Origin of the sequence: Flavobacterium zhairuonense, from assembly GCF_004352915.1 — a bacterium.
Lineage (GTDB): Bacteria > Bacteroidota > Bacteroidia > Flavobacteriales > Flavobacteriaceae > Flavobacterium > Flavobacterium zhairuonense.
Map to the genome: position 1 here is coordinate 408,907 of NZ_SJSY01000076.1, position 23,858 is coordinate 432,764.

At 33.3% G+C, this 23,858-nt stretch carries 20 protein-coding genes; 6 read left to right on the forward strand and 14 right to left on the reverse strand.

Annotation, left to right across the window (positions count from 1 at the left end; translation table 11 throughout):
- Nucleotides 1-3 precede the first annotated feature (3 nt).
- Nucleotides 4-1,932, forward strand: a complete 1,929-nt coding sequence (locus tag EYY60_RS20765) for an OmpA family protein (RefSeq protein WP_132991187.1) — start codon at nucleotides 4-6, stop codon at nucleotides 1,930-1,932.
- A gap of 209 nt (nucleotides 1,933-2,141) precedes the next feature.
- On the forward strand, nucleotides 2,142-2,717 hold the full coding sequence (locus EYY60_RS20770; RefSeq protein WP_132991188.1) for a phospholipid scramblase-related protein: 576 nt from the start codon (nucleotides 2,142-2,144) through the stop codon (nucleotides 2,715-2,717).
- A 289-nt stretch (nucleotides 2,718-3,006) separates the two neighbouring features.
- Here EYY60_RS20770 and EYY60_RS20775 read toward each other — a convergent pair whose 3' ends face one another.
- A complete protein-coding gene (locus tag EYY60_RS20775; protein ID WP_235832372.1) occupies nucleotides 3,007-4,968 on the reverse strand; it encodes a sensor histidine kinase in 1,962 nt (653 codons plus the stop codon).
- A gap of 236 nt (nucleotides 4,969-5,204) precedes the next feature.
- On the opposite strand from EYY60_RS20775, the gene EYY60_RS20780 reads away from it, so the two are divergent.
- Together EYY60_RS20780 and EYY60_RS20785 are read left to right on the forward strand one after the other, a co-directional pair.
- A complete protein-coding gene (locus tag EYY60_RS20780) occupies nucleotides 5,205-5,876 on the forward strand; it encodes a response regulator transcription factor (RefSeq protein ID WP_132991190.1) in 672 nt (223 codons plus the stop codon).
- A 120-nt stretch (nucleotides 5,877-5,996) separates the two neighbouring features.
- Nucleotides 5,997-6,617, forward strand: coding sequence for a hypothetical protein (locus EYY60_RS20785; protein ID WP_235832373.1), 621 nt, complete (start codon nucleotides 5,997-5,999; stop codon nucleotides 6,615-6,617).
- Nucleotides 6,618-6,779: 162 nt separating this feature from the next.
- On the opposite strand, the gene EYY60_RS20790 is transcribed toward EYY60_RS20785, so the two are convergent.
- From EYY60_RS20790 to EYY60_RS20810, 5 genes are read right to left on the reverse strand one after another with little or no spacing between them, the layout of a single operon-like run.
- Nucleotides 6,780-7,877: an AI-2E family transporter gene (locus EYY60_RS20790; protein ID WP_132991191.1), complete on the reverse strand. Its 1,098-nt coding sequence runs from the start codon at nucleotides 7,875-7,877 to the stop codon at nucleotides 6,780-6,782.
- Nucleotides 7,878-7,915: 38 nt separating this feature from the next.
- Nucleotides 7,916-8,605 (reverse strand): ion channel, encoded by a 690-nt coding sequence (locus tag EYY60_RS20795; protein WP_132991192.1) that lies wholly within the window; start codon nucleotides 8,603-8,605, stop codon nucleotides 7,916-7,918.
- Nucleotides 8,606-8,635: 30 nt separating this feature from the next.
- A complete protein-coding gene (locus EYY60_RS20800) occupies nucleotides 8,636-10,204 on the reverse strand; it encodes an efflux MFS transporter permease (protein ID WP_132991193.1) in 1,569 nt (522 codons plus the stop codon).
- A 3-nt stretch (nucleotides 10,205-10,207) separates the two neighbouring features.
- Nucleotides 10,208-11,269: an HlyD family secretion protein gene (locus tag EYY60_RS20805; RefSeq protein WP_132991194.1), complete on the reverse strand. Its 1,062-nt coding sequence runs from the start codon at nucleotides 11,267-11,269 to the stop codon at nucleotides 10,208-10,210.
- A gap of 10 nt (nucleotides 11,270-11,279) precedes the next feature.
- Nucleotides 11,280-12,614, reverse strand: a complete 1,335-nt coding sequence (locus tag EYY60_RS20810) for a TolC family protein (protein ID WP_132991195.1) — start codon at nucleotides 12,612-12,614, stop codon at nucleotides 11,280-11,282.
- 258 nt (nucleotides 12,615-12,872) lie between these two features.
- Here EYY60_RS20810 and EYY60_RS20815 point away from each other — a divergent pair, with 258 nt between their 5' ends.
- Complete coding sequence (locus EYY60_RS20815; protein ID WP_132991196.1) at nucleotides 12,873-13,946, forward strand: BamA/TamA family outer membrane protein; 1,074 nt, start codon at nucleotides 12,873-12,875, stop codon at nucleotides 13,944-13,946.
- Between the two features lie 3 nt (nucleotides 13,947-13,949).
- On the opposite strand, the gene EYY60_RS20820 is transcribed toward EYY60_RS20815, so the two are convergent.
- The 5 genes from EYY60_RS20820 to EYY60_RS20840 form a co-directional block, all read right to left on the reverse strand.
- Complete coding sequence (locus EYY60_RS20820) at nucleotides 13,950-14,693, reverse strand: ZIP family metal transporter (protein ID WP_132991197.1); 744 nt, start codon at nucleotides 14,691-14,693, stop codon at nucleotides 13,950-13,952.
- A 209-nt stretch (nucleotides 14,694-14,902) separates the two neighbouring features.
- On the reverse strand, nucleotides 14,903-15,970 hold the full coding sequence (locus EYY60_RS20825) for a type II asparaginase (protein WP_132991198.1): 1,068 nt from the start codon (nucleotides 15,968-15,970) through the stop codon (nucleotides 14,903-14,905).
- A gap of 24 nt (nucleotides 15,971-15,994) precedes the next feature.
- Nucleotides 15,995-17,443, reverse strand: a complete 1,449-nt coding sequence (locus EYY60_RS20830) for an aspartate ammonia-lyase (protein ID WP_132991199.1) — start codon at nucleotides 17,441-17,443, stop codon at nucleotides 15,995-15,997.
- A gap of 46 nt (nucleotides 17,444-17,489) precedes the next feature.
- Complete coding sequence (locus EYY60_RS20835; RefSeq protein ID WP_235832374.1) at nucleotides 17,490-18,713, reverse strand: DcaP family trimeric outer membrane transporter; 1,224 nt, start codon at nucleotides 18,711-18,713, stop codon at nucleotides 17,490-17,492.
- Nucleotides 18,714-19,198: 485 nt separating this feature from the next.
- Entirely contained in the window at nucleotides 19,199-19,450 is a 252-nt protein-coding gene (locus tag EYY60_RS20840) for a hypothetical protein (RefSeq protein ID WP_132991200.1), read from the reverse strand.
- Between the two features lie 474 nt (nucleotides 19,451-19,924).
- Between EYY60_RS20840 and EYY60_RS20845 the strand changes: the two genes are divergently transcribed.
- Nucleotides 19,925-21,109, forward strand: coding sequence for a hypothetical protein (locus tag EYY60_RS20845; protein ID WP_132991201.1), 1,185 nt, complete (start codon nucleotides 19,925-19,927; stop codon nucleotides 21,107-21,109).
- An 86-nt stretch (nucleotides 21,110-21,195) separates the two neighbouring features.
- Here the strand turns inward: EYY60_RS20845 and metQ are convergent, their stop codons facing one another.
- The 3 genes from metQ to metN are packed head-to-tail and all read right to left on the reverse strand — an operon-like array spanning nucleotide 21,196 to nucleotide 23,723.
- Nucleotides 21,196-22,008: a methionine ABC transporter substrate-binding lipoprotein MetQ gene (gene metQ, locus EYY60_RS20850; RefSeq protein ID WP_132991202.1), complete on the reverse strand. Its 813-nt coding sequence runs from the start codon at nucleotides 22,006-22,008 to the stop codon at nucleotides 21,196-21,198.
- Nucleotides 22,009-22,045: 37 nt separating this feature from the next.
- Complete coding sequence (locus EYY60_RS20855; RefSeq protein ID WP_132991203.1) at nucleotides 22,046-22,699, reverse strand: methionine ABC transporter permease MetI; 654 nt, start codon at nucleotides 22,697-22,699, stop codon at nucleotides 22,046-22,048.
- Nucleotides 22,692-23,723, reverse strand: a complete 1,032-nt coding sequence (gene metN / locus EYY60_RS20860; protein WP_132991204.1) for a methionine ABC transporter ATP-binding protein MetN — start codon at nucleotides 23,721-23,723, stop codon at nucleotides 22,692-22,694. The genes EYY60_RS20855 and metN overlap by 8 nt, the downstream gene beginning before the upstream one ends.
- Between the last annotated feature and the right edge of the window lie 135 nt (nucleotides 23,724-23,858).

A 23,858-nucleotide genomic window follows, 5' to 3' on the forward strand; every position in this document is an offset into this window, starting at 1 on the left:
TCTATGAAAAGAAGAATTACTATACTCGTACTGCTAGTCATTCAATTGGCATTTTCGCAGACCAAAAACAAAACAGCCGACGCACTTTTTGATAAAATGTATTACGTCGAAGCTGCAAAGTCTTATGAGCTTTCTGTAAACAATGGGGACAATTCTAAAGAGATGCTACAGAGGCTTGGCGATTCATATTATTTCAATACAAAAATGTCAAGCGCTTCAAAATGGTACGAAAAACTAATTTCTGCCTATTCAAATGAAGTTTCTGCCGAATATTATTTTCGTTATGCACAATCATTACAGGGAGTTCAAAATTATGAACTGGCAAAAAAATGGATGAAGCTTTACGCACAAAAGCAAAAATCAACCGATTCAAGAGCTCAGAATTTCTCTCTAAAAAACGTAACATTGGAGGATATCGAAAACATAAAACCTTCCTTTTTACTTGAAAACTTAGACATCAACTCTGCTTATTCTGATTTTGGGCCAATGTTTTACAAAGGCGATCTCGTTTACTCTACTACAGTCGATTCTTCATTTCTAAAAACAAATAAATACGGATGGAATGATCAACCTTACTTGAACATGCAATTGGGCAAAATAAACGATATGCAGTCGAATGTCACTTTCAAAGAAAAATTCGGAAAAGACATTACAACGCAATATCATGAAGCCTGTGTAGCATTTTCTCCAGATGAAAAAACAATCTATTTTACTCGAAACAATTACAACGGAAAACTAAAACGAGACAGCAAAGGTGTCAATAACATCAAAATTTTCTCGGCAACTGCTGTCGAAAACAATAATGGAACTGTTTCCTGGAAAGATGTAAAAGAACTTCCTTTCAATAGTGATGATTATTCTGTTGGACATCCTTCTGTGAGCAAAGATGGCAAAAAACTTTATTTTGTTTCAGATATGCCGGGAACACTTGGTTCAACTGATATTTTTGTAGTCGATATTTTAGGAAACAACCAATTCTCTCAACCTAAAAATTTGGGAGAAAAAGTAAATACAACCGGACGCGAAATGTTTCCATTTATAACAGATCAAGCACTTTATTTTGCTTCTGATGGTTTCTTGGGACTTGGCGGTCTCGACGTTTTTGAGAGCCGAATAAATGATGGTGTTTTTGATACTCCGGCTAATCTAGGCGCACCTTTAAACAGCAACAGAGATGATTTTGCTTACATAGTAAATGAAGACACAAATAAAGGTTTTGTATGTTCTAACCGAAAAAGTGGTAAAGGCGACGATGATATTTATTCGTTTGAACGTTTTTGCGTGCAAGGCGTAAAAGGATATGTTTTTGATGCAATTTCGAATAAAAAAATTGCGGGTGCTGTAGTGACCTTAAAAAATGCTGGCGGAGTTGCAATTGAGGAAACCGTTTCACAAATCGATGGAAAATATGAATTCGGCAAAACATTAGATTGTGGTACTTCTTATACTATTGAAACTGCGAAAGATAATTATGCCCCAAGCTCAAAAGTGATTCTGATGCCAAAAAACTCAGGAAAAACCGAAGTGCCGATTGGTCTGGATCCCGCTCTTATTGTTCGTGAAAATGGTCTTTTGAAAATCAAAATCGGAATTATTTTCTTTGATCTTGATAAATCTGATGTTCGATATGATGCAGCAATTGAGTTAAATAAAGTGGTGCTTTTAATGACACAATATCCAAGTGTTGTTATTAAAATTGAATCCCATACTGATTCAAGAGCAAACGATCAATATAATCTTGAACTTTCCGACCGAAGAGCTAAAGCCACCAGAGATTATATTATTTCGCAAGGAATTGCTCCTGAACGTATTGAAAGTGCAATTGGTTATGGTGAGACACAACTTTTAAACAATTGTTCAAATGGAGTTCCATGTACCGAAGCTCAACATCAAATGAACAGACGAAGCGAATTTATCATTACTAAAATGTAATTTCAAACTTTTAAAAACTTCTTTTAAGAAAGTTTGAATCATACACTCTAGTGCAATGATTATCAGTGTAGTTATTTTCTTTCAGAGTCGTTGTTTATCTTATTTTTTTGAGATACAAACAGGTATTTATACTTGTTTGTACTTGTAATTTAAATTCTAATTTTGAGCATCAAAAACTAAAAATAACCAAAACCAACCAGCTCAAAACTATGATTTCAGATTTCTTTGAAACTAATAACTATTTTGTCGATAAAAAAGATGGCTTTCAGGAAAGTTGCCATATTTATAACGAAAAAAAAGAAAGAATAGGCCGAATTAAACAAAAATTCAGTTTCATTCAAAAAGTGCTTCCAATAGCTTTTGTAAAATCAATACTTCCTTTTAATATTGAAATTAGAAGTGCAAATGGTGGATTAGAAGCTACTATTTCTAGAAAAGGCAGTTTCTTAAAATCTGAAATTGTGATCCAAGATGCTTCTGGAAAAAAAATAGGTGCTATAAACCCAAATTCCAGCTTTTCTAAACCTGTTTTCAAGATTCTAAACACTTCCAATCATGTCATTGCAGAAATTTGTGATGTTTGGAAAAAATCTAATTTCATTATTAATGATTCTTCCGAAAACCAGATTGGCTCAATTGATAGTAAGTGGAGCGGAAAGATGAAAAACGCTGCAATTTCAGCAAGTGGCTATACTGTAAATTTTATGGCAACATATTCTAACCATGAAGAAAAGATTGCCATCTTGTCTAGTGCAATTGCGCTCAATATGTGCTTTTTAAATTAAAAAACTTCTTTTAATTAAGAGGCTGTTTTAAAAAGAACAGCCTTTTTTTAAGCTTCTGAGAAGCAAAATATTTATAGAAAAGTATTAGCATTTAAAATAAAGCCCTATAGGAGCGACATTTTTTCTATAAACTAAATCTATTTCGCTCCTATGGAGCTTTTCTTCATTTGCTGTATCGAGATTCTATAAATATTTTACCCCGCTGGGGTTTTGATCACAAAATACTTTTTATAAATAGTACCTGCATTCAATCGAACATTACTTTTGAAGCATTTCTGTAAAATTTACTTTAAATATCAAACAAAATAGTAAGTTGAGTTCCCTTTCCTCTTTTAGACAAAATTTCAAGATGGCCTTTTAAAGAATTTATTCTTTCTTTAATATTATTAAGTCCGATTCCTTTTTTTTCCGCTGCAACATCAAATCCCTTTCCGTTATCTTTAATAGATAATTTTAGTGACTTATTACCAATCATTTCAATTTTTATCACGGCTTCTGAAGCATTCGAATATTTATGGATATTCAAGATTCCCTCCTGAATTATTCTGTAAATATTTATTTTATGAATATTTGAAATTGCATCCCAATTAAATCCTTCATCAATTACATAATGAAATTCGATATCATTTACCTCTTTTTGTTTATCGACTAAATTTGATAACAAAGTATTAAAATCACTGTTTTCCAGAAAAGACTCTTGGCTCAAGTCATGAGAAATTGCCCTAATTTCGTTTTCTACATTTTGGAGTTCAAAAATATATTCCTTCCTTTTCTCTATTGTTTTTTCATCCACTTTGGCATTAAAAAAACCTAAATTCATTCGTATCGAATAAATTTTATTCATTACACCATCGTGAAGTTCTCTGGCAATTTTGTTTTTTTCTTCGTCTTTTGCTCTGTTTATTTTTTCATTCTGTTCGCTTAAAAGTTGAAATATCTCATCACTGTCGCTTTGCTGTTGTTTTACAAATCGCAGTTCTTTATTTCTAGATCTCAAATAAATGTAAAGTGAAATTCCAGAAAGCACTAAAAAAAGAGAAAACGAGAAAATCAAGGTATAAAAATTTTTTCTGGTCAAGACCCTATTTTGGTCCTCGATACTTTGTGTTTCATATTCTATTCTGGCATATTTATTACTCATTTTTGTCTTAACCTTTTCAATACTATCAGTCATCGAAATGTATCGATTGGCATAGAAAAGACTTTTCTTTTTATCTATTTGAGACAACAACTTAATAGTAGTTAAAACCTCATTTGTGTTTCTGATACTTACGGCAACGTTGTGAGCTTCTTTTATATTTTCAAACGCTTTTATGGTATCTTTTTGAGTGATATAAAACTCCCCTAAATGGATTTTAGTGTAAATATAACCTGTTTGATTATTAACCTTTTTATTAATTTTGATGGCCTCTATAAACATAGACTCAATATTGTTGTACTCTTTGTTTTTCATTTTACAATACGCCAAATTTGTTAAAGTGTTAGCGTATGTACTAGGTGCCTTATCAAATAAATCTTTAGTCAACAAAGAACTTAATTCCCTTATTACTTTAGAATATTCTCCTTTTCTTTCGTAAAGATTACAAATATTAGTAATTGAAGTTGCATTGTAATCATCTATAGGGTCAGTTGCATCTAAATTTTTTTCTTTCATTGTTTTTAATACTCCCAATGCTTTTTGATGATACTTTAATGCTTCATCATATAAATAAAGTTTTTCTAAACAATTACCCATTAAATTATTACACGCATAAAGAAGTTTAAAGTTTTGTGTTTCTTTTAAATAACGAAGTGCTTTTGCAATTTCAATTTCGCATTCAACAAAATTTGCATCATAAAATAAAACATAGGCTTTATTGAAATGCACACGGCCTAATTTGTTGTCATCATGAATTTTTTGATAAATTTTTTGAGCTTGTAAATAATAAAAATAAGCACTGTCTTTTTGAACATCTTCATAACAATCACCCATAAAATAAAGTGATTTGGCAATTCTTGAACTGTCTTTTTCTTTTATTGAAAGCTTTAAAGCGGTCGCACTTACCTTATATGATTTATCTAATTCCTTGATAAAATAATATTCTTCTCCTGCTTTTAAGTAAAGATCACGAACAATCGTATCGTTCTTTTTGCTCGGCAACAGCAATACGATTGAATCTAAATATTTTACTTTTTCATCACTAGACAGCGATTTATAATACTTTTCATTAAAAAGATTGTCTTGATCTCCATTAAAGCGTGATTTATCCAAATAAATAAGACACACAAGAGTGATTAAAAAAAAGACTAAAAGCTCCAACTTTAAATTAAACTTCACAATATTTGATATTTATTGAACCAAATATAAAGCAAAAAAAAAATCAAATATGAAATAAAGTTTTCAAACAGAAATGATTGTCTTGAATTCAACTTAAACTAAAGATTTTTAAAAAATATTATTACTATTTTAACATAATCATTATTTATGTTTGTAAAAAAATTTACAAAATGCCTCTAAATATTTTGATTGTTGACGACCATCCGATGACCGTAGACAGCTACGTCAATCTATTATCCTATGAATCATTCAATACAGCCTCCGAAACCATTTTTTACAAAAATTACAATTGTGAGAATGCGTACAAACAAATAACACAACTAAAAAAGCAGCATCAAAATATTGATTTTGCAATTCTAGATGTTAATTTGCCTCCTTATACCGAATTAAATATTTTAAGCGGAATCGACTTGGCCGCCGTTATTAGAAAGACACATCCGGAATGCAAAATTTTATTACTAACAATGCATACCGAAGTATTTATCGTTAATAGAGTATTAAACGATATAAAACCTGAAGGATTCATTTATAAAGGCGAAATAAATTTTGAGTCTTTCCCTTCAACATGTGAGAAAATTTTATCGGGAGAAACTATTTATAGTTCAGAAATCAAAAAATCACAAAAAGAATTCTCTCAAAAAAATTATGATTGGGATAAATTTGATACTGAAATTTTAAATCTGCTTGCTAAAGGCATAAAAACAATTGACATTCCAACTCACATTCCTTTATCTATCAGCTCCGTAGAAAAACGAAAAGCCAATATAAAAAGTAGGCTCTTATTAGGAAAAGGAAGCGATACAGAGCTAGTAAACAAAGCTCGGCAACTGGGGCTTCTGTAAAATGTTTTTATATTAATTTATAAAGCTACTGTTAACGATCTAAAATTGGCCCAAAAGGCAATAAATGCTTTAATTAAATGTTTATACCTATAGAGATAAACAAATTAATTTAAAGAATATATGTATTTAGTACAATTGAAAAATAGAATCGGATTTTTGTTTTTAATTCTTGCAATCGGAATTTCGGTTCAAGGATTTGCACAAAAAGAACTGGATAACAAATACAAGCCAATTCCGGCGAAAACTCCAAAAACAAAAGAAGTTGTTCCGCCAAAAGAAGAAGCTCCAAAAGTGAATCCGCCGGCACCTGTCGAAAAACCAGATCCTTCGAAAATTGATCCAAACGAACTTTTTAAAGATACCAATTTGTATAAAACACCTGCAAATGTAGAAGGTATTTTTTACAGACAAAATCAATTTTTAGGAAGCTTTAAAACTTCGACTTATACCTCAACAATTCGCTATCGTGATGCCGCTTTTGTGGATGGCGACAAAATCAAAGTATATTTAAACGACAAAGTAATCGAGCCCGAAGTAACCATGAATGGTGAATATCAAGGTTTTAAAATTACCTTGGTTCCTGGTATTAATAAAATAGATTTTGAAGCTTTGAATGAAGGTTCTGCATCGCCAAATACAGCCGAATTCCAAGTTTACGACGACAAAGGTGCAGTAATTGAATCCAGCCAATGGAATGTTGGTACAGGATACAAAGCAACTATTGTATTGTATAAAGAATAATTTTTCGCTTTTAGCTTAGCTAAGATCTTATTTTATACTTTATTAATTCACACAACCACTAAAAGTTATTTTTATAACAGAATAAGATTTATTTTATTCGGAAACAAAAAATCCCATTTTGAAAGAAATGGGATTTTTTACATTATAGATCTTACAACTGATTTACGCCAGAGGTTCAATATTTTCTAAAGGTTCTGGCTCAACTTCCGTATCTGCATTATCATCCAACCAAGCAATAAATAATTTATAACCTATTGAAAATACAATTGGTCCTACGAAAAGCCCAATGAATCCTGACATGATAAAGCCGCCAATAACTCCAAGGAAAATAATTAGCATTGGCACCAATGCTCCTTTTCCTAACAAAAGCGGTTTCAATACATTATCTGAAAGTCCGCTGATAATGAAAAATATGGTCCAAAAAATGGCATAACCAGAATCTCCGGTAGAAAATAAATATACGATAACACCAATATTAATGATAATTGGTCCAATTTGCAGAATTGAAAATACAAGGCATATCAAAGTCAAAATTCCGGCATACGGAATATCAGCCATAAATAATCCGATTGCTTGAATAATAGTTTGAATCACGGCTACGCCCAATATTCCTTTAACAACTTGATAAATTGTTGAAACCGAAATGGTCATGATTTCATCTGCTTTATTTCCGGCAATTTTTTTAAGGAATTTCATTGCAAAAGTTCTTCCTCCAGTAACCAATAAAACTCCAGCAATAATTACGGATAAAATAAACTGCAAAAATGCAGCTCCAGAACTCAAAATGCTTCCCATAATTTTTGAAGAAAACTCCTTGATCTGATCCTGATATTTTACTACGCCTTGCTCTAAATCTGTTGACATCATTAGTAAGAATTCATATAGCGGTTTACCAATTATTGGCCATTCTTTTATGTTTTGTCCAGGAGGCGTAATTTTCAAGGTTCCAGCTTCAAAACTATTTTTCAATTCTAAAAAATTGGCTATTGCCGCTTTCAAAAAATAAATAAGCGGTACTAACATTACTGCAATAATCACAATTGTTATGATAACAGATGCTAGGGTTTTCTTTCCTTTCAAAATTCGTTGCAGAAAATCAAACAACGGATAAAATACGACCGAAAGTATTACAGCCCAAAGGATTGGCATAAAAAACGGCAACAGCAATTTAAGACAAAATCCAACGATCAGGAAAATGAAAAATAACTGCAAAATCGTATCAAAGAGTTCTTTACGTTTAATTGAATTGGTTGTTTTCATGTTTATTTTGATTTAGATATGATTGGTTAAATTTGATTTTATTTTTTTTGGATAGAAAAATTAGCATCAGAAACTAATCGTCCTATTAAGACCACTGGATACAAAACTCCGGTAAGCACTTCTATCTGCACCAAAGAGCGCGCTAGTGGATGCAAAGGCACAATTTCGCCATAACCTGTAGAACTCATGGTAATATAGCTGAAATACATAAAACTCGCCTGATCACTGTTGATCTCAAATTTAGATTCTGCTAAATTAAAAGAGCCTTCAATGTGCCTAAAAAGAAACAAGTAAAGCGTACACCAAAGATGCACCAGAAGCATATAAACTACAACAGAGCCAATAATTCGGTACGTTGTAACAGGTCCCGGTTCTAAAACTTTTCTTAAAACCAGTATTATTAAAAGTCCCATGACCGCTATAGTCAAAAAAAGGTCTGCAAATAAAATGATAATGTTTCTGTTGAAATAATCAATCCACTGGATAATGACAAACAAAATCGGGATAATAGAAATAATAAACGCCTGCTTTTTGTGTTTAGAAAGCGAAAAAATTCCCGCAAATAAAAACAACATCCAAAAAATATTGAGGCCGATCATAAAATGTGGATAGCTTCCAAAAAATGGAATGGCAATAAAATGCATAATGAAAAGCAAGATGAGCATACCTCCCAGCCCACTTTCATTAGCCCATAAACGATATAAAAGGCGATTATTTTTTATCATCATTTTTTTATTTTAAGTGTGATGTTTTTAAACTCAAATCGGTATCGGCTCTACTTCTACTCTGCCAATTGGTCTGCGCCACAATTTGAAAAGCAGAATGATCAAAATAGGAAAAAAGCATATGGCAGACATTACAAAATAAATATCTTTGTAAGCCAATAATATTGAGGCTTGAGCGGTTTGATTTGAAAGACTTTTTTCTGCTTTTTTCTGCGCCTCAGCATCTGATAATCCCATATATAAAAAATTTCTTTTGTAAGTTTCCAATTGATTTTCTGCCATTTTATTAACCTCTGTCAATTGCTGGCTTAGACCTGTTTTATGTTGAATATTCATATTTGTAATAAAAGTTCCGAGAATAGCGCTTCCAAGCAAAGACGCAAAAACAGCTTGTGAAATAATTCCGGTCATCATGCGCGATGTGCTCAAAATTGGAGGAACACCTTCTGAAATATAAAGCAAGGAAACAGGAAATAGAAACCCCATTCCTAAACCTTTAAAAACAAGCGGTACAAAAAAATCAGTAGAATCAATTCCGGGGTAAAATCTAAAAAACAGAATCATATGATAAAATCCATAACATGCAAAACCAATTACCCAAATAGTGGCCAAATAAATCCTTTTAAACAAAAGATACGTTGAAAGCGGAATCGAAATACATAATCCAAATAATATTGCCAAATGCGTCAAAGCGTTAAGTACTGGGTCAAAACCCAAAACATTTGTCATATATCCTGTTACAACACTCCCGGTGCCATTCATCACTCCGATATAAAACATCAAAAAAGCGCCAATGACAACATTTTTGTATTTATAAACATCTGGATTAATAATGGGATCAGAAGTAAAACGAACATGCAGCAGATAAATCCCAGCCATTATAAACAATAATCCTATTGCCAAAACTACTTTAGGGTCGCTGAACCAATTTCTGGTTTGTCCTTCAGCACACAAAAAAAGAATTATCAGAAAAAATAAAAGCATAATAATCCAACCGCGCCAATCAAATTGAAAGACGTTTTTCATTGGAGCAACATCTGCTCTATAAAAAAACCAAGCCAGTAGAATGCAAATCAAGAAATTCACATTCAAAAAATAAATTCCAAAAGTCCAATTATGCAAACTTGTAAAATTTGTTCCCAAATATTGATAAAGATGCTGGCTTCCTTTTTGAATAAACTGCAGAATTCCATACAATAAAGCCATATTAAATGCCGGATTGTATTTTATCAAAATAGGAACCATTGATGCAAATATTCCAATTACAGAAACAATCGCTAACAACGATCTAAAAAACACAAACCATTCAATAGTAGACACAAACAACAAAGCAGTATTGAAAATCAAAGACAGAAAACTCGCTGACAAAATCAAGGTTCGAACCTTGATTTGTTTTCCCAATTTTAGCCCCAAAGGCATAAAACCAAGCATAGCAAAAATGGGAATATAAATGGAGTATGTAAAAACAGTGGTCGATTCTCCAAAATGCCCCATGATTTGCGAATTATCATAAGTTGTAACATTGAGGCCATTAAAAAAAGGAATGGTAAGGATATATAATCCTATTAGGGTAAAAACGCTTCCTTTTTTTCCTGCAAACATCTCTTATTTTTTTACGTCAACCGTCACATTCATTCCTGGTCTTACATCTTTCAAATCTTCGGCAGGAGTTTCAAACTCAATCTTTACGGGAATTCTTTGTGTGATTTTCACAAAATTCCCTGTAGAATTATCCGGCTCAACCATTGAAAATTTAGCGCCCGTTGCTGGAGAAAATCCAATTACTTTTCCTTTAAATTCTTTTCCGTCAAGGGCATCTATCGTAATAGTCACTTCTTGTCCGCTTTTGATTTTTTCAATTTGGGTTTCTTTGAAATTGGCAGAAATCCATAATTTTTGATTCAAGACAATGGTCGCCACAGTTTGATTTGAATTGATTAATTCTCCAATCGACAAATTGCGCTCGCCTATATATCCATCTCCTGGTGCAATAACACTGGTATATGATAATTGCAGTTTTGCTGCAGCTAAATCAGCTCTTTTTCTCGCAACTGTAGCTCTTGCTGCTTCAAGATTAATTGTACTTTGTTTGGTTACAGAACTGCTTGCTTCCAGATTTTTTTGGCCTGCCTTTACATATGCTTCTTCCGATTTTAATTTTGAAATTACTTGATCGTATTGATTTCGTGTCACAGCCGAATCAGCATACATATTTTTAAATCGTTGATAATCTTTTTGTGCTTTTTCAAGGCTTGCCATATCTCCGGCAAGTTTTTCTTTTCCCGATGCCTGATTTGACATCGATGTTGTAATGTTTTGTTCCAATGAATGAAGATTTCCTTCGGCGATAGCCAAATCAGCTTCCGCCTGATTTACTTTTATAATATATTCTGCATCATCTAAAACGACCAAAGTATCTCCCTTATGAACAAATTGATTGGATTCAAATCTGATTTCTTTAATATGTCCTGTAGCTCTTGCTGCAACATTGTTGATATAAGCTTCAACCTGAGCATTATTAGTGGTTTCATAAGTACTAAAGTCAAAAAACAAACTCAAAATCCATAAACCGCCGGCAATCAAAAAACCAAAAGACAGCACAGTAAGAATGGTATTTCTCTTTTTATCTTTTTGAATCGTTTCGTTTTGGACATTTGCTTCGCTCATACTTTTTAAATTAAAGTTTTCCCATTGCGTATTGCAAAGAATAATATTGAATAATTAAATCTAAATTGGCATTAACCAATGAGATTCTGGAATTGTTCAGCTGCAGCTCAGCATCGACTATTTCGCTGATTAAGGCAAAATCATTGTCATACCTACTTTTTACGATTTTATAATTGCTCATTGAAAGCTCAACATCTTTCTTATACGTTTTGATATTTTCTTTACTTTCTGCATATCTGACATAAGCATTTTTAACTTCTGTACTAATTTGGTCTTTTGTAACCTGAAGAGCTATATTACTTTTGTCGATTTCTAGTCTATCGCCCGAAATACGGTGTTTAAGATTGTAGAAACTCGAAACATCCCAATTCAATGAAACGCCCGCTGCCCAGTAATTCAGAATATTGACATAATTTGGCCATTGCGCGGGATATTCGGTATTCAAAATAAGATTAGCATTTATATTTGGCATAAAACCGCTTTTAGTCAAGCTCAAAGACGATTCAGACAATTTGATTTTTACTTCGGCACGTTTTATTTCTTCTCTATTTTGAAAAGCTTCAGCCAAACTTTCCTGCAGGTTTACATTTTCTGTCGGAAGCATGCTTTCTGTAACTATTGGCTTCAAAATGGTATTGGTTGGAAAACCAATTAAAATATCCAAATAATTGCTGATCAATTCTATGGTATTTGTGCTTCTAAAAACCGAAACCTTAAAATTCGATTGCTGCAGTTCTGTTCTTAAAAGATCACTTTTTATATTCTGCCCATTATCTACACGTGATTTCAATTGTCTGATTCGCAAATCAGTATTGATGATGTTTTGTTTCGTTACTTCAATTTGCCTATACAGTTTTTCAAGTGTAAAATATTGTTCTGTAATGGCGTTTTTGACATCGGCTTCCGTCATTTTTACGGCCGATTGTTGCATTTGGCTTAAAAGTTCTTGTTGATCAATTCTCTTGTTAATGGCGCTTCCGTTGTAAATTGGCAACGATGATATGATATTGGCAAAAACCTGATGATTATAATAATCTACCGAAATATTGCTTTCATAAAAACCTTCATAAATTTTAGGATCGCCTATATAGGTATATCCTCCGTTGACGCCAATTCGTGGCATTTTAGCAATTTTTGCCTGACTGACATTTTCATTGGCAATGGCTAAATCTGCATTTGCAATTTTAAGTTGGCGATTATTTTGAATTCCTAATGATATTGCTTCATCAAGCTTAATTATTTTTGCCGATCCAATACTATCTTGTTGTGCAAAACTCAAATTGACACAACAACATATCAAAGCCAGAAACTTTAATTTTAAATCTTTTAATTGCCAATATCTCATTAAATTTTATGCGTTTAAATTTGTTTTTTGAGATTGCTTTTCTTGTCTTCAGAAGCGAGCTTTAAATATTCCGTCTTAGTTTTACTTTAGGCTTTTTTAAGAAATAAATTTAGAGAATTCTTAAAGAGAAAATTGCACGAACTTGTTCCATTTTATAAAATGGAACGTCTTAAACAGCCCTTAAGTTTCATGGAAAATAAATTGGTTTTAATTTAGTTGTCAAACAGTTGTCCACAACCACCTCATTTCTTAAATCATATGCAAAAGCCTTTCTTTATAATACTTTTACTATTTTGTTTTTCCTGTACTTTGGCTCAAGAAAAACCGACAGACAGCACAAAGACTAAAACAGCTAAAACCAAGAATATTGATTTTAATGTAATGCCTTATATAAGTTACAATAGAACGTTGGATTTCATGTTTGGAGCAATCCCAATGATGATGTACAAAACGGATAAAACCGATACGATTTCGCCAAAATCTTTGTCTGGGCTTACCGCAATTTATACCACAAACAAATCATATTTTATATGCTCTTTCAACAAATGGCATTTTAACGAAGACAAATGGCGTGCACAATTGTTTCTTATGACTGGAAATCAAAATTCTCAATTTTTCATGGACGATTTTGATGCGCCTACTTTTTATGATTACAGCACCAAAACTACTTTAGTAAGTGTAAGTGTATTGCGAAAAATCTTCAAATCATTTTATGGCGGATTAGGTTATTCCTACGCACATTATGACACTGCTTATGAAGATGATATACAGCCAGCTTCTACCTCACACACCAACGGACTGCAAACAATTTTGCTCTATGACACTCGAGATGCCATTTATTATCCTACGAAAGGAAATAAAATAAGAGCAAGATGGATTAGTTATCCCGAATGGTTTGGAAATGAAGTCAATGCAAATAAAATTATTTCCGAATATAATTCTTATTACTCTGTAAGAGATAAAAAAGATGTTGTAGCAGCTCGTTTTGCTGGCAAATTTGGATTGGGAAATATTTCTTTTGAACAGCAAGTAACAATTGGCAACGATGACATCAGGGGTTATTCTGAAGGAAAATATCGTGGTGATGGACTTATGGCAATACAAGGCGAATATCGATACAATTTTAGTAAAAGAATGGGTGCTGTAGGTTTTGCCGGCGTTGCAACAATTTATGGATCAGATACACCTAGTTTTGATTGGAAATTATATCCAGGAGCTGGAGTTGGTTATCGATATAGGGCTTTTAAAAACGAAAAATTCAATGTTGGTTTAGATGGTGCAGTAGGAAAAGGTGATTGGGGAATTTATTTTAGAATTGGAGAGGCTTTCTAGAAATCAATGCGCCATATTTTCGTAAACAACGACACAAACTGAAACGAAAAAGCCAATAACAGTATAAACGCCAGCTGATTTTTGCCCATGTTCATAGGCTTCCGGAATCATTGAATTTGCCAACATCATCAATATCGCACCGCCAGCAAAAGCTTGGATAAATGAAAGCCATTTGCTTGAAGCATGACCAAAAAATGAGTATCCTCCCAAAGAAGCAAAAGCACATAAAACCGAAATAAATATCCAGAGCAGTATTATTTTTTTATTGCTCCAATTTCCTTCCTTCATCCCTGATGAACCAGCAATGGCTTCTGGAAGATTTGAAATAAAAACGGCGACAAGCATTGCAAGGCTTCCTGTCTGATATTTAAAAAAACCTAAACCTATAATTATCGATTCGGGAATTCCATCAAGAATAATGGCCAAAACCATTGGAACAATTAAATTTGATTCTTTTGGAGCTCCCAACTTCAAACGATTTTTAGTTCCAAAATGACTTATAAGCTTATCTGCTCCATAAAACAAGAGTGCGCCACCAAAAAAACCAAACGTGGGATAATTAGTGCCTTTTCCAAGTTTTACGGCTTCAAAAATCAATTCATAAGAAATAGCAGAAATCAAAGTCCCTGCCCCGAAGCCCATAATTTTTCCGATAAGACGATTGCTTAAATTAAACCGAATAGCGATAATTCCGCCAAGAATCAAAGAAGATGTCGCTAATAAACCAAATAAAAAAGCCTCCAGCATGGTAATTGTTTAAATTCAGGTTTCATTGATTTTAAAAGATAGCTCCATAGGTTTTATTAAACCCCTTGTAATAAAACCTACTCGGCCATCATTAACTAAACCAATAATAAAAAACGAAACAAAGATTCTAACTTTTGCAAATTGAGTATTGAGATGTTTTCTTGATAGCAAAACAACTCAATACTCAACAATAATTTTTCACAAAACTCTTAGTATTCCAAGAATATTTTTTGAAGTTCGTCTAGTTTTCGAGGTTTCAATAGAGCCACTGTCAATAAAATTCTGGCCTTTTGCGGATTTAATCCATAAGATGCAATAAGTCCTAATTCATCATCATTGCATTCTACATTACGCCCAACGATACCTGTTGCAACACGTGTGCTTCGTACTACAATAATTCCTTTTTTGCTGGCTCTGGCGCAAGCATCAAGCGATGCTTTGTTCATGTTTCCGTTTCCTACCCCTGCAATTACGATTCCTTTAGCTCCTTTTTCGATAGAAGCGTCAATCAAATCTGGTTTCATATCCGCATCAGCATAAATAATATCTACACGAGGAAAAGAAGTAACGCCTTTTACATCAAATTCAGAAGTTTTTCCAAACTTTTGATCTGGATAATGGTAAAAATCATTTACTCCGTAGGCTGTTGTTCCAATAAGTCCGCGAATTGGAGACATGAACGTCTGAACTGCAGTAGTGCTCACTTTTGTAAGCGATTGTGCAGAATGAATCCAATCATTCATAACCAAAAGCACCCCATGACCTTTAGCATTAGGATCTGCCGCAACTGCAATTGCATTGTACAAATTCAAAGGTCCATCGGCGCTTATGGCTGTCGAAGGGCGCATAGAGCCAACAAGAACTACAGGTTTATCTGTTTTTGCTACAAGATTTAAAAAATAAGCAGTTTCCTCCATAGTATCTGTTCCGTGAGTAATTACAAAACCGTCAACATCTTTGCTGGAAGCCAATTCATTGATTCTGTTTGCTAATTTCAGCATGATTTCAAAAGACATATCCTGAGATCCTACATTCGAAATTTGCTCGCCTTTGATGTCTGCCAGTTTCAATGCATCTGGAACTGCGTTTACCATTGCATCTATAGTAACTTGACCAGAAGTATATCCTGATTGCACGCCACTTTTAGCTGCTCCGGCGATAGTACCTCCCGTTGCCAAAATAAGAACCTTAGGTTTTGCTTGTCCAAACATGCTGATGCTTAGTGACAACATCACCAAAAGAAGCATTTTTTTATAAAAATTTATATTTGATTTCATGGTTTTTTACTTTTTAAGTTGATGTTATTTTTGTCCTGTCAAGGTTGCGGGATCAAGAAGTTTTTTAATTTGATCTTCAGTCAGCAATTTCTTTTCACGAATAAGCTCGAGAATTCCTTTATTAGTTTCAAGTGCTTCTTTAGCTAGTTCTGTTGTTTTTTCATATCCTAAAACTGGATTTAGAGCGGTAACAATACCTACACTTCTTTCCATATAATTGTTCAGGATATCTTTGTTTACAGTAATGCCTTCAATACAATTTTTTCTGAACAATGGAAAAGATTTAAAAAACAATCCTTGCGATTCCATCATTGCAATGGCTTCAATAGGCTCATAAGCATTTAACTGCAATAAACCTGAATGTGCCGCGAGTGTCACAGTTAGATCATTCCCCATTACTTTAAAGCAAAGCTGGTTCATAAGCTCTGGCATTACAGGATTCACTTTGCCCGGCATAATTGAAGATCCAGGCTGAAGTGCAGGCAAATTGATTTCAAAAATCCCTGTACGAGGTCCAGAAGTCAAAATAATAAGATCGCCGCTTATTTTAGAAACAGCAACCGCCATACTTTTTAGCGCTGATGAATAGAGCACAAATCCTTGTTGGCTGGTTGTAGCCGCAATAAGATCCTTGCTCATTACAATTGGTTTTCCTGTAATTTTTGCCAAATGTGTCGCAACCTTTTCAGCATATCCTGGTGAAGCCGTAATTCCTGTTCCAATGGCAGTAGCTCCCATGTTTTGTTCGCATAAAAAGACTTCGACTTTGCGTAGCGTATTAACTTCGGCATCTAATTGATTTCCAAAAGCATGAAACTCCTGTCCTACCGTCATTGGAACTGCATCTTGTCCTTCAGTACGCCCCATTTTCAAAACATCTTTGAATTCATCTCCTTTTTTATGGAATGCTTTTGCAAGCAAATCGGCTTCTTTTACCAGTTTGTCATTATGAAGCAACAAAGCTACTTTTATAGCTGTTGGGTAAACATCATTTGTAGATTGCCCCATATTTAAATCGTCATGAGGTTCAATATATTGATATTCTCCTTTTTTATGTCCGCTCAATTCGAGGGCGATATTGGCAAGAACTTCATTAACATTCATATTTGCCGAAGTACCAGCTCCACCTTGGTATAAATCTACCAAAAACTGATCGTGATACTTGCCATCAATAACAGCTTGACACGCTTTTTCTATCGCTGCAAGTCGGTCTTTTTTTAGTCGGCCAACATCAGCATTTGCTCGAGCGGCTGCTAGTTTTACCATAGCAAAAGCCTTAACATAATCTGGGTAAAATTGTGTTGTCGTGCCACTGATCTGAAAATTCTCTAATGCACGAGCTGTTTGAACTCCATAATATGCATTTGCAGGAATTTGTTTTTCGCCCAAAAGATCTTTTTCAGTTCTGGTTTGAGCGTTTAGAGAAGTAATACACAAACCGCACAGTATAATGTATTGTATTTTTGTATACATATTTTCTGTTTTTTTTGTTTTGATAACTTTTTACAGCTATCAACTATTAATTTTTTCTATAGAATGTTTCCGAGAAATTGTATTTAAAGGAAAACTGCACTTTTGTAATCGAAGTACTCCAGCCGTCTCTAAAGTTATCTCGGTCTCCCCATTGAAACTCTCCACCGATCAAGCAGTTTTTTGCTGGTGAATAAAGTACATTTCCAACAACATATTGTCCTTTTTTGAAAGCATCATTGGTCATTGCATTAGAGTTATCAATATCAATCATTGAGTAGCCTATAGAACTTGTGAATTTTTCATTCCAGGAATGATCAAGAAAAGCAACTATTCCGAGCAAAGGCAATGCAACACCTTTTACAGGTCTTGTTGGATTCCCTGTGTTTTCAATTCCGATATCTACAGGAGCGTCATTCATGTAGTTCTGAATTCCTTCTCCGTAAACAACCTGACCTCTGAAAACATCACTTTTGCCAAATTTGACATTCGTACTCAAGTTCAAACCCCATCCAAGAGCATCACCTGACAAATCATACTGGTCATTGTTTTGATCTTTCCACTCCACTTTTCTCAAAATTCCAGCTAGCTCAAGGTATCCCCAATTGAATGCATGACGATATTCTGCTGACAAATCCGGAAATGGAAATCTTGCATTTACACCTTGAAGTTCGATACGATCTGCATAAATTCCCTGATCAGCACTTGCTCCTGGTCTTTCTAATGCAATCGTCAAGCGGGTATCACCTTGAATTGGCATATAACGAATTTGAATGTTTCTAAAAAACACCATTCCGGTAGGTCCCCAATATTCTAATGTATTTGGAAAAACATCAATATCCATAAACGGGCTCCAAGTTTGTCCAGCTCCAAATTTGCCTAATTCAGCATAAGCATGACGCAAACGAAAAGTAGTTTGGCCAGCATCAACTCCAGTTCCAAACAACTCAAATTCAAAATGAGTTTTTAATTCTCCAATTCCAGTATCAAAATAATTTTTGATTCCAAATCTTGTTTGGCGCACAGATGCATAATAGTTTCCGTCTGGGCCGTATTGATCTTTGTAAGATGGTAGTTTTGTTGGTCGGACAACATCGTACCAATCGGGTTGAATCTGATTAAAATTATAACCAATATCGGTCATAATGAAACCATAGATTTCCATGCTCTTTTTCGCTCCGTCATCCTGTCCATGCATGAGGTTTATGGCCAGAAAGCTGATAACAATGGCCAGACACCTAATCTTGACCATACGCAAACACTTTTTTTTCATAATGATTCTAGTTTAATTTATATTTATTTTGAGGGATTTAAATGAAAATAATTTAAAACTGTCTTTCTTTATGGATGGGCTTTTTTTGGCGTTTATAAATTCAGGTATAGTATTAATCTTACCAATTAAGGTTTAGTGATTATTTGAAATATTTGATTTTCAAAAATATTGTGTTAAATCTTGCTAAAATTACAAAGTAAAATGACTGACAATCAAATATTTATGTTTCAGTTTATAATTTGCAACCTAAAAAATTATCTTGAATTGATGTTAGAAAAGATGCGTGAGGTACCGAAAAAACAAGGGTTTTAGCTTTTTTTGAGAAAAATGCAACAAAAATTACTTGCTAGAAAGATTAAACAATCGTTAAAATGAATCTTGATATTTAAATTTGATAAATAACAATGCATAACAAAAAAAATCCCATTTAAAAATGGGATTTTCATAACTACTAACCAATTCACTAAAACAAAACTAACAACCATTTATTTTTTATCCCATCCATTGCGGATCAAATAAATCAAAATTTCTTCTTCTAATTCTTTAGCTAAATTTTCTGCTTCCAATTTATATTGAAAATACTTTTCAAACTTTTTCTTATACTTCTCCGTTTTCAGCATATTGGAACAATAGTCATCACAGATTGCCTTAAAATTATCATCTACTAGATACAAAACCTTTAGCGATTCTAAATATTCTGAGAATTTTAAATTATATAACTCTTTGGGAACAGACATACTATACAATTTATAAAATTAAATGAATCCTTGTTTTTGGTGAAAACAAAATGACAATCAAAAAAATAATCGATTAAGAAAAAGAAACAAACAATTTCTTATTCGATATACATTTAAATATTCTATAAAGTTAGGCAGGAATAAAGCTTAAAATATCTTTTTTTTAATACAAGTCTGTTTCATATTATAAAATGAAACCTTTTGATTTTTAACAACCTAAATTGAACCATTTTTGTTAAATGCATTCTTTTAAGCCAAAATCAAAAGAAACATTGGTATTCAACAGATTTTAATAGTTATTATTTTAAAGAATAGCTTTCTTTTGAAAAATTCATTTTAATATGCCCGATTACTTATGTACTAGATGTTATGCAACATCATTTTAAGTAAAAATCTAATTACGCATTCCAAAATCGGTAAAACTTCTTATATATTTGTTTGTCGCGAACTATCAATTTTAACCTAATTAATTAGATGAAAGAATATAAAATGAACAAAGGATGGGCAGTTTTCATGTACATCTTTGGCACACTTTTAATTGCTGTTTTCGGTTTCTTGTTGTTGATGCCAATTATTCCAGCCGTAAAAAATGATCTTGCTCCAAATTCATATTGGTTTATTGGGCCACTTTCGCTTGTTATGCTTTGCGTATTTGTAATTGCAGTTTTAGATACCGCGAAAGGCAAATTTGTAATTGACAAAAACCGTATTTATAACATTACCACACTTTCAAAAAGAGAATTATTTCTTCATGAAATCAAAGGTTACAGAATCAATGACAAGTTTATCATTATTGAATCTAAAAGTGAGAATAAAAAAGACATTAAAATCAGCACTTATTTTGGTAAAACCGATGAAATAAAAAAATGGCTTAGAGATAATAACTATCGTGATTTGGATGTGATTGAAGAAATTGACGAAAAAAAAGAGATTTTAAACAATCAAGAATTTGGTTGGAACAAAACCGAAAGAAAGAATAAACTAAATCGCGCACGAATATTTGCAAAAATCATGAATGGAATTGGGGCCGTTGCAGGAGTTTGGGTATTATTTTTTCCAAATCCGTACAAATATGCCATTATTCCGTGCATTGCATTTCCTATTGTATCTCTGATTGTTTTGCGCATCTTTAAAGGCTTAATAAGGATTGATGAGAAAAAAAACAGTGCATATCCTAGTATTTACTTTGGTTTCTTAATGAGCACTTTGTGCATATTTTTAAGAGCATTGATAGATTTCGAATTACTTGAATACTCAAATGTTTGGATACCGACACTATTAATTGCTTTGACTTTCGCCTCTACTTTATATTTTACTAATCTAAAAACAGAGCATACCAAAACTCCAGATATTTTAAGTTTTTTGGGAATTTTTGCACTTGTAATATGTTACACGTTTGGTACATTCATAACCGTAAATTGCCTTTATGATCATTCTGAACCTGAAATATTTAAAACTTCTGTACTAGATAAAAGAATTTCTACGGGAAAAACAACAACCTACTATTTACAGCTTGGCCCTTGGGGACCTCGAAAAGAAAGTGATGAAGTCACGGTCTCTAAAGAACAATACAATAATTCTAAAATAAATGATGAAGCAGAAGTTTATTTAATGAAAGGGCAATTTGACATTCCATGGTTTGAGGTTTCAACAAATTAATTTATTGCTTCTATTAAAAAAAAGACAGATACCATCAATTATTGATTAATATCTGTCTTTTTTTATTTTAAAACCTTAAATTTAAATTACCAACCCTTTACAGCTCCGCCTTTAAATTGTTGTTCCGCGGCTTTCTCAACTTCTGCAGATTGAAAAGCTTGCAAAAACTGTTTTACTTTTTCATCATTTTTATTGTCTTCACGACTTACCACTAAATTCACATAAGGAGACTCTTTATCTTCAACAAATAAAGCATCGCGCGAAGGAACCAATCCGGCCGCAGAAGCAAATGTATTGTTGATAATTGCTATTGAAACATTTGCATCATCTAAAGCTCTTGGCAATTGTGGCGCTTCTAATTCTAAAATTTTTAAGTTTTTAGGATTACTGATAATGTCTGTTACTTTTGGAAGCAGACCAACACCATCTTTCAATTTCAATAAACCGTTTTTCTGCAAAAGTAATAAAGAACGTCCTCCGTTTGTTGGGTCATTCGGAATAATGATTGTGCTTTCGTTCTTCAATTCCGAAAGGCTTTTTATCTTTTTAGAATAAGCAGCAATTGGGTAAACAAATGTTTTTCCAATAATTGCCAATTTATAACCACGTTGTTTCGATTGCTCATCTAAATAAGGTTTATGCTGAAAAGCATTGGCATCAATATCACCTTGACTTAAGGCTTCGTTTGGAATCACATAATCGTTGAAAGAAACCAATTCAACTTCTAATCCAAATTTTTCTTTCGCTACTTTTTTAGCAGCTTCGGCCACTTTTAATTCCGGTCCAGAAGCAACACCAACTTTTATAAAATGCGGATCATTCTTTTTATCATTTCCACAATTTGATAACACAAGCCCCAAAGCCAAAACTCCGGCAGTTTTTAAAATATTTAGTTTCATATTAATTGTTAATTATAAATTATTAATTGTTAATTGATTATCTATGATCAAATCGTTTTGATAATTTGTCTCCGGCAAATTGAATGATGAATACTAAAATTACCAGCAATGCCAAAACCGAATTCATCGTTACGGCATCATAACCAATATATCCGTATTGATAACCCACTTGTCCTAATCCTCCAGCGCCAACAGCTCCACCCATTGCAGAATAACCTACAAGCGTGATTAATGTAATTGAAGCTGCGTTTATTAAAGAAGGCAAAGCTTCTGGAAGCAAAACTTTATATACAATTTGTAACGGCGTTGCGCCTAAAGCTCTTGCCGCTTCAATTAATCCTGAAGGAAGACTTAACAAACTGTTTTCTACCAAACGTGCAATAAACGGTGCTGCTCCAATACTTAACGGAACTAAAGCCGCGCTTACGCCAATTGAAGTTCCAACAATGGCACGTGTAAACGGAATCATCCAAACGATTAAAATAATGAATGGAATGGAACGAAAAATATTCACCAAAACCGATAAAATTCTGTTTAAAACTGGCTGTTCTAGAATTTGATTTTTACGCGTCAAGAACAATAAAATTCCTGTTGGAAGTCCTAATAAAAAACCGAAAAATCCCGACACAAATGTCATTACAATGGTTTCCCAAGTTCCTTTTAACAATAAATCTATAATTGAATCAGACATAACCTATAATTTCTGTTTTAATGTGTTTTGAATTAAAATATTGAATCGCAGCATTGTAATTTTCGCGTTTTCCTGAAAGTTCAATCAGCATAACGCCAAAATTAACTTCGCCCGCCTGATCCATTTGTGCGCTTACAATTTTGAAATCGGTATCAAAAAGTCTGGAAACTTCTGAGATAACGGGTTCATTTACCGATTTTCCTGTCATTTCTAATTTCAATAACGGATTCAGATTTCCGTTGTCTTCTTTTTGCAATTTTTCCTGATAAACCGACGGAATCTCAATATGAAGCGAAGAAGAAATAAATTCTCTTGTCAGTTCGTGTTTTGGATCAGCAAAAATTTCGCCCACACTTCCCTGCTCGATTAATTTTCCATGACTGATTACCGCCACTTCATCACAAATCGATTTTACCACTTCCATTTGGTGCGTAATCAACAAAATGGTAATATTTAGTCTTTTATTAATGTCTTTCAATAAGTTCAAAATTGATCTTGTTGTTGCAGGATCCAGCGCACTTGTCGCTTCATCGCACAAAAGCACTTTTGGATTATTAGCCAAAGTTCTTGCAATGGCTACTCTTTGTTTTTGTCCGCCTGAAAGACTTGCCGGATAATCGTTTGCCTTTTCTGCCAAACCTACTAACTGCAATAATTCTGAAACTCTTGTTTTAATTTCTCCTTTTGAAATTCCAGCCAATTCCAATGGAAAAGCGACATTTTCATAAACTGTTCGTGACGAAAGCAGATTAAAATGCTGAAAAATCATTCCGATTTCTCGTCTTTCAATAGCAAGTTCACTGTTTGACAACTGCATTAAAGCTTTTCCATCAACAATAATTACTCCCGAAGTTGGCCTTTCGAGCAAATTCACACAACGAATCAAGGTACTTTTTCCGGCTCCCGAAGTTCCTATTACGCCAAAGATTTTCCCAGGCGGAACCGTAAGCGAAACATCTGAAAGCGCCGTGACAATTCGGTTTTTCTGATGAAACGTTTTGGTTACATTTTTTAATTCAATCATTTCTTATTCCAATTTAAAAACAAAAAAGCCTTTCAAATACTCATGAAAGGCTTTAGAAATAAATACTATTATTTTATATAAAAGCCAGATCCACAAAGTGCATTACAACATTACAGCACATTATACTGCCGTTAT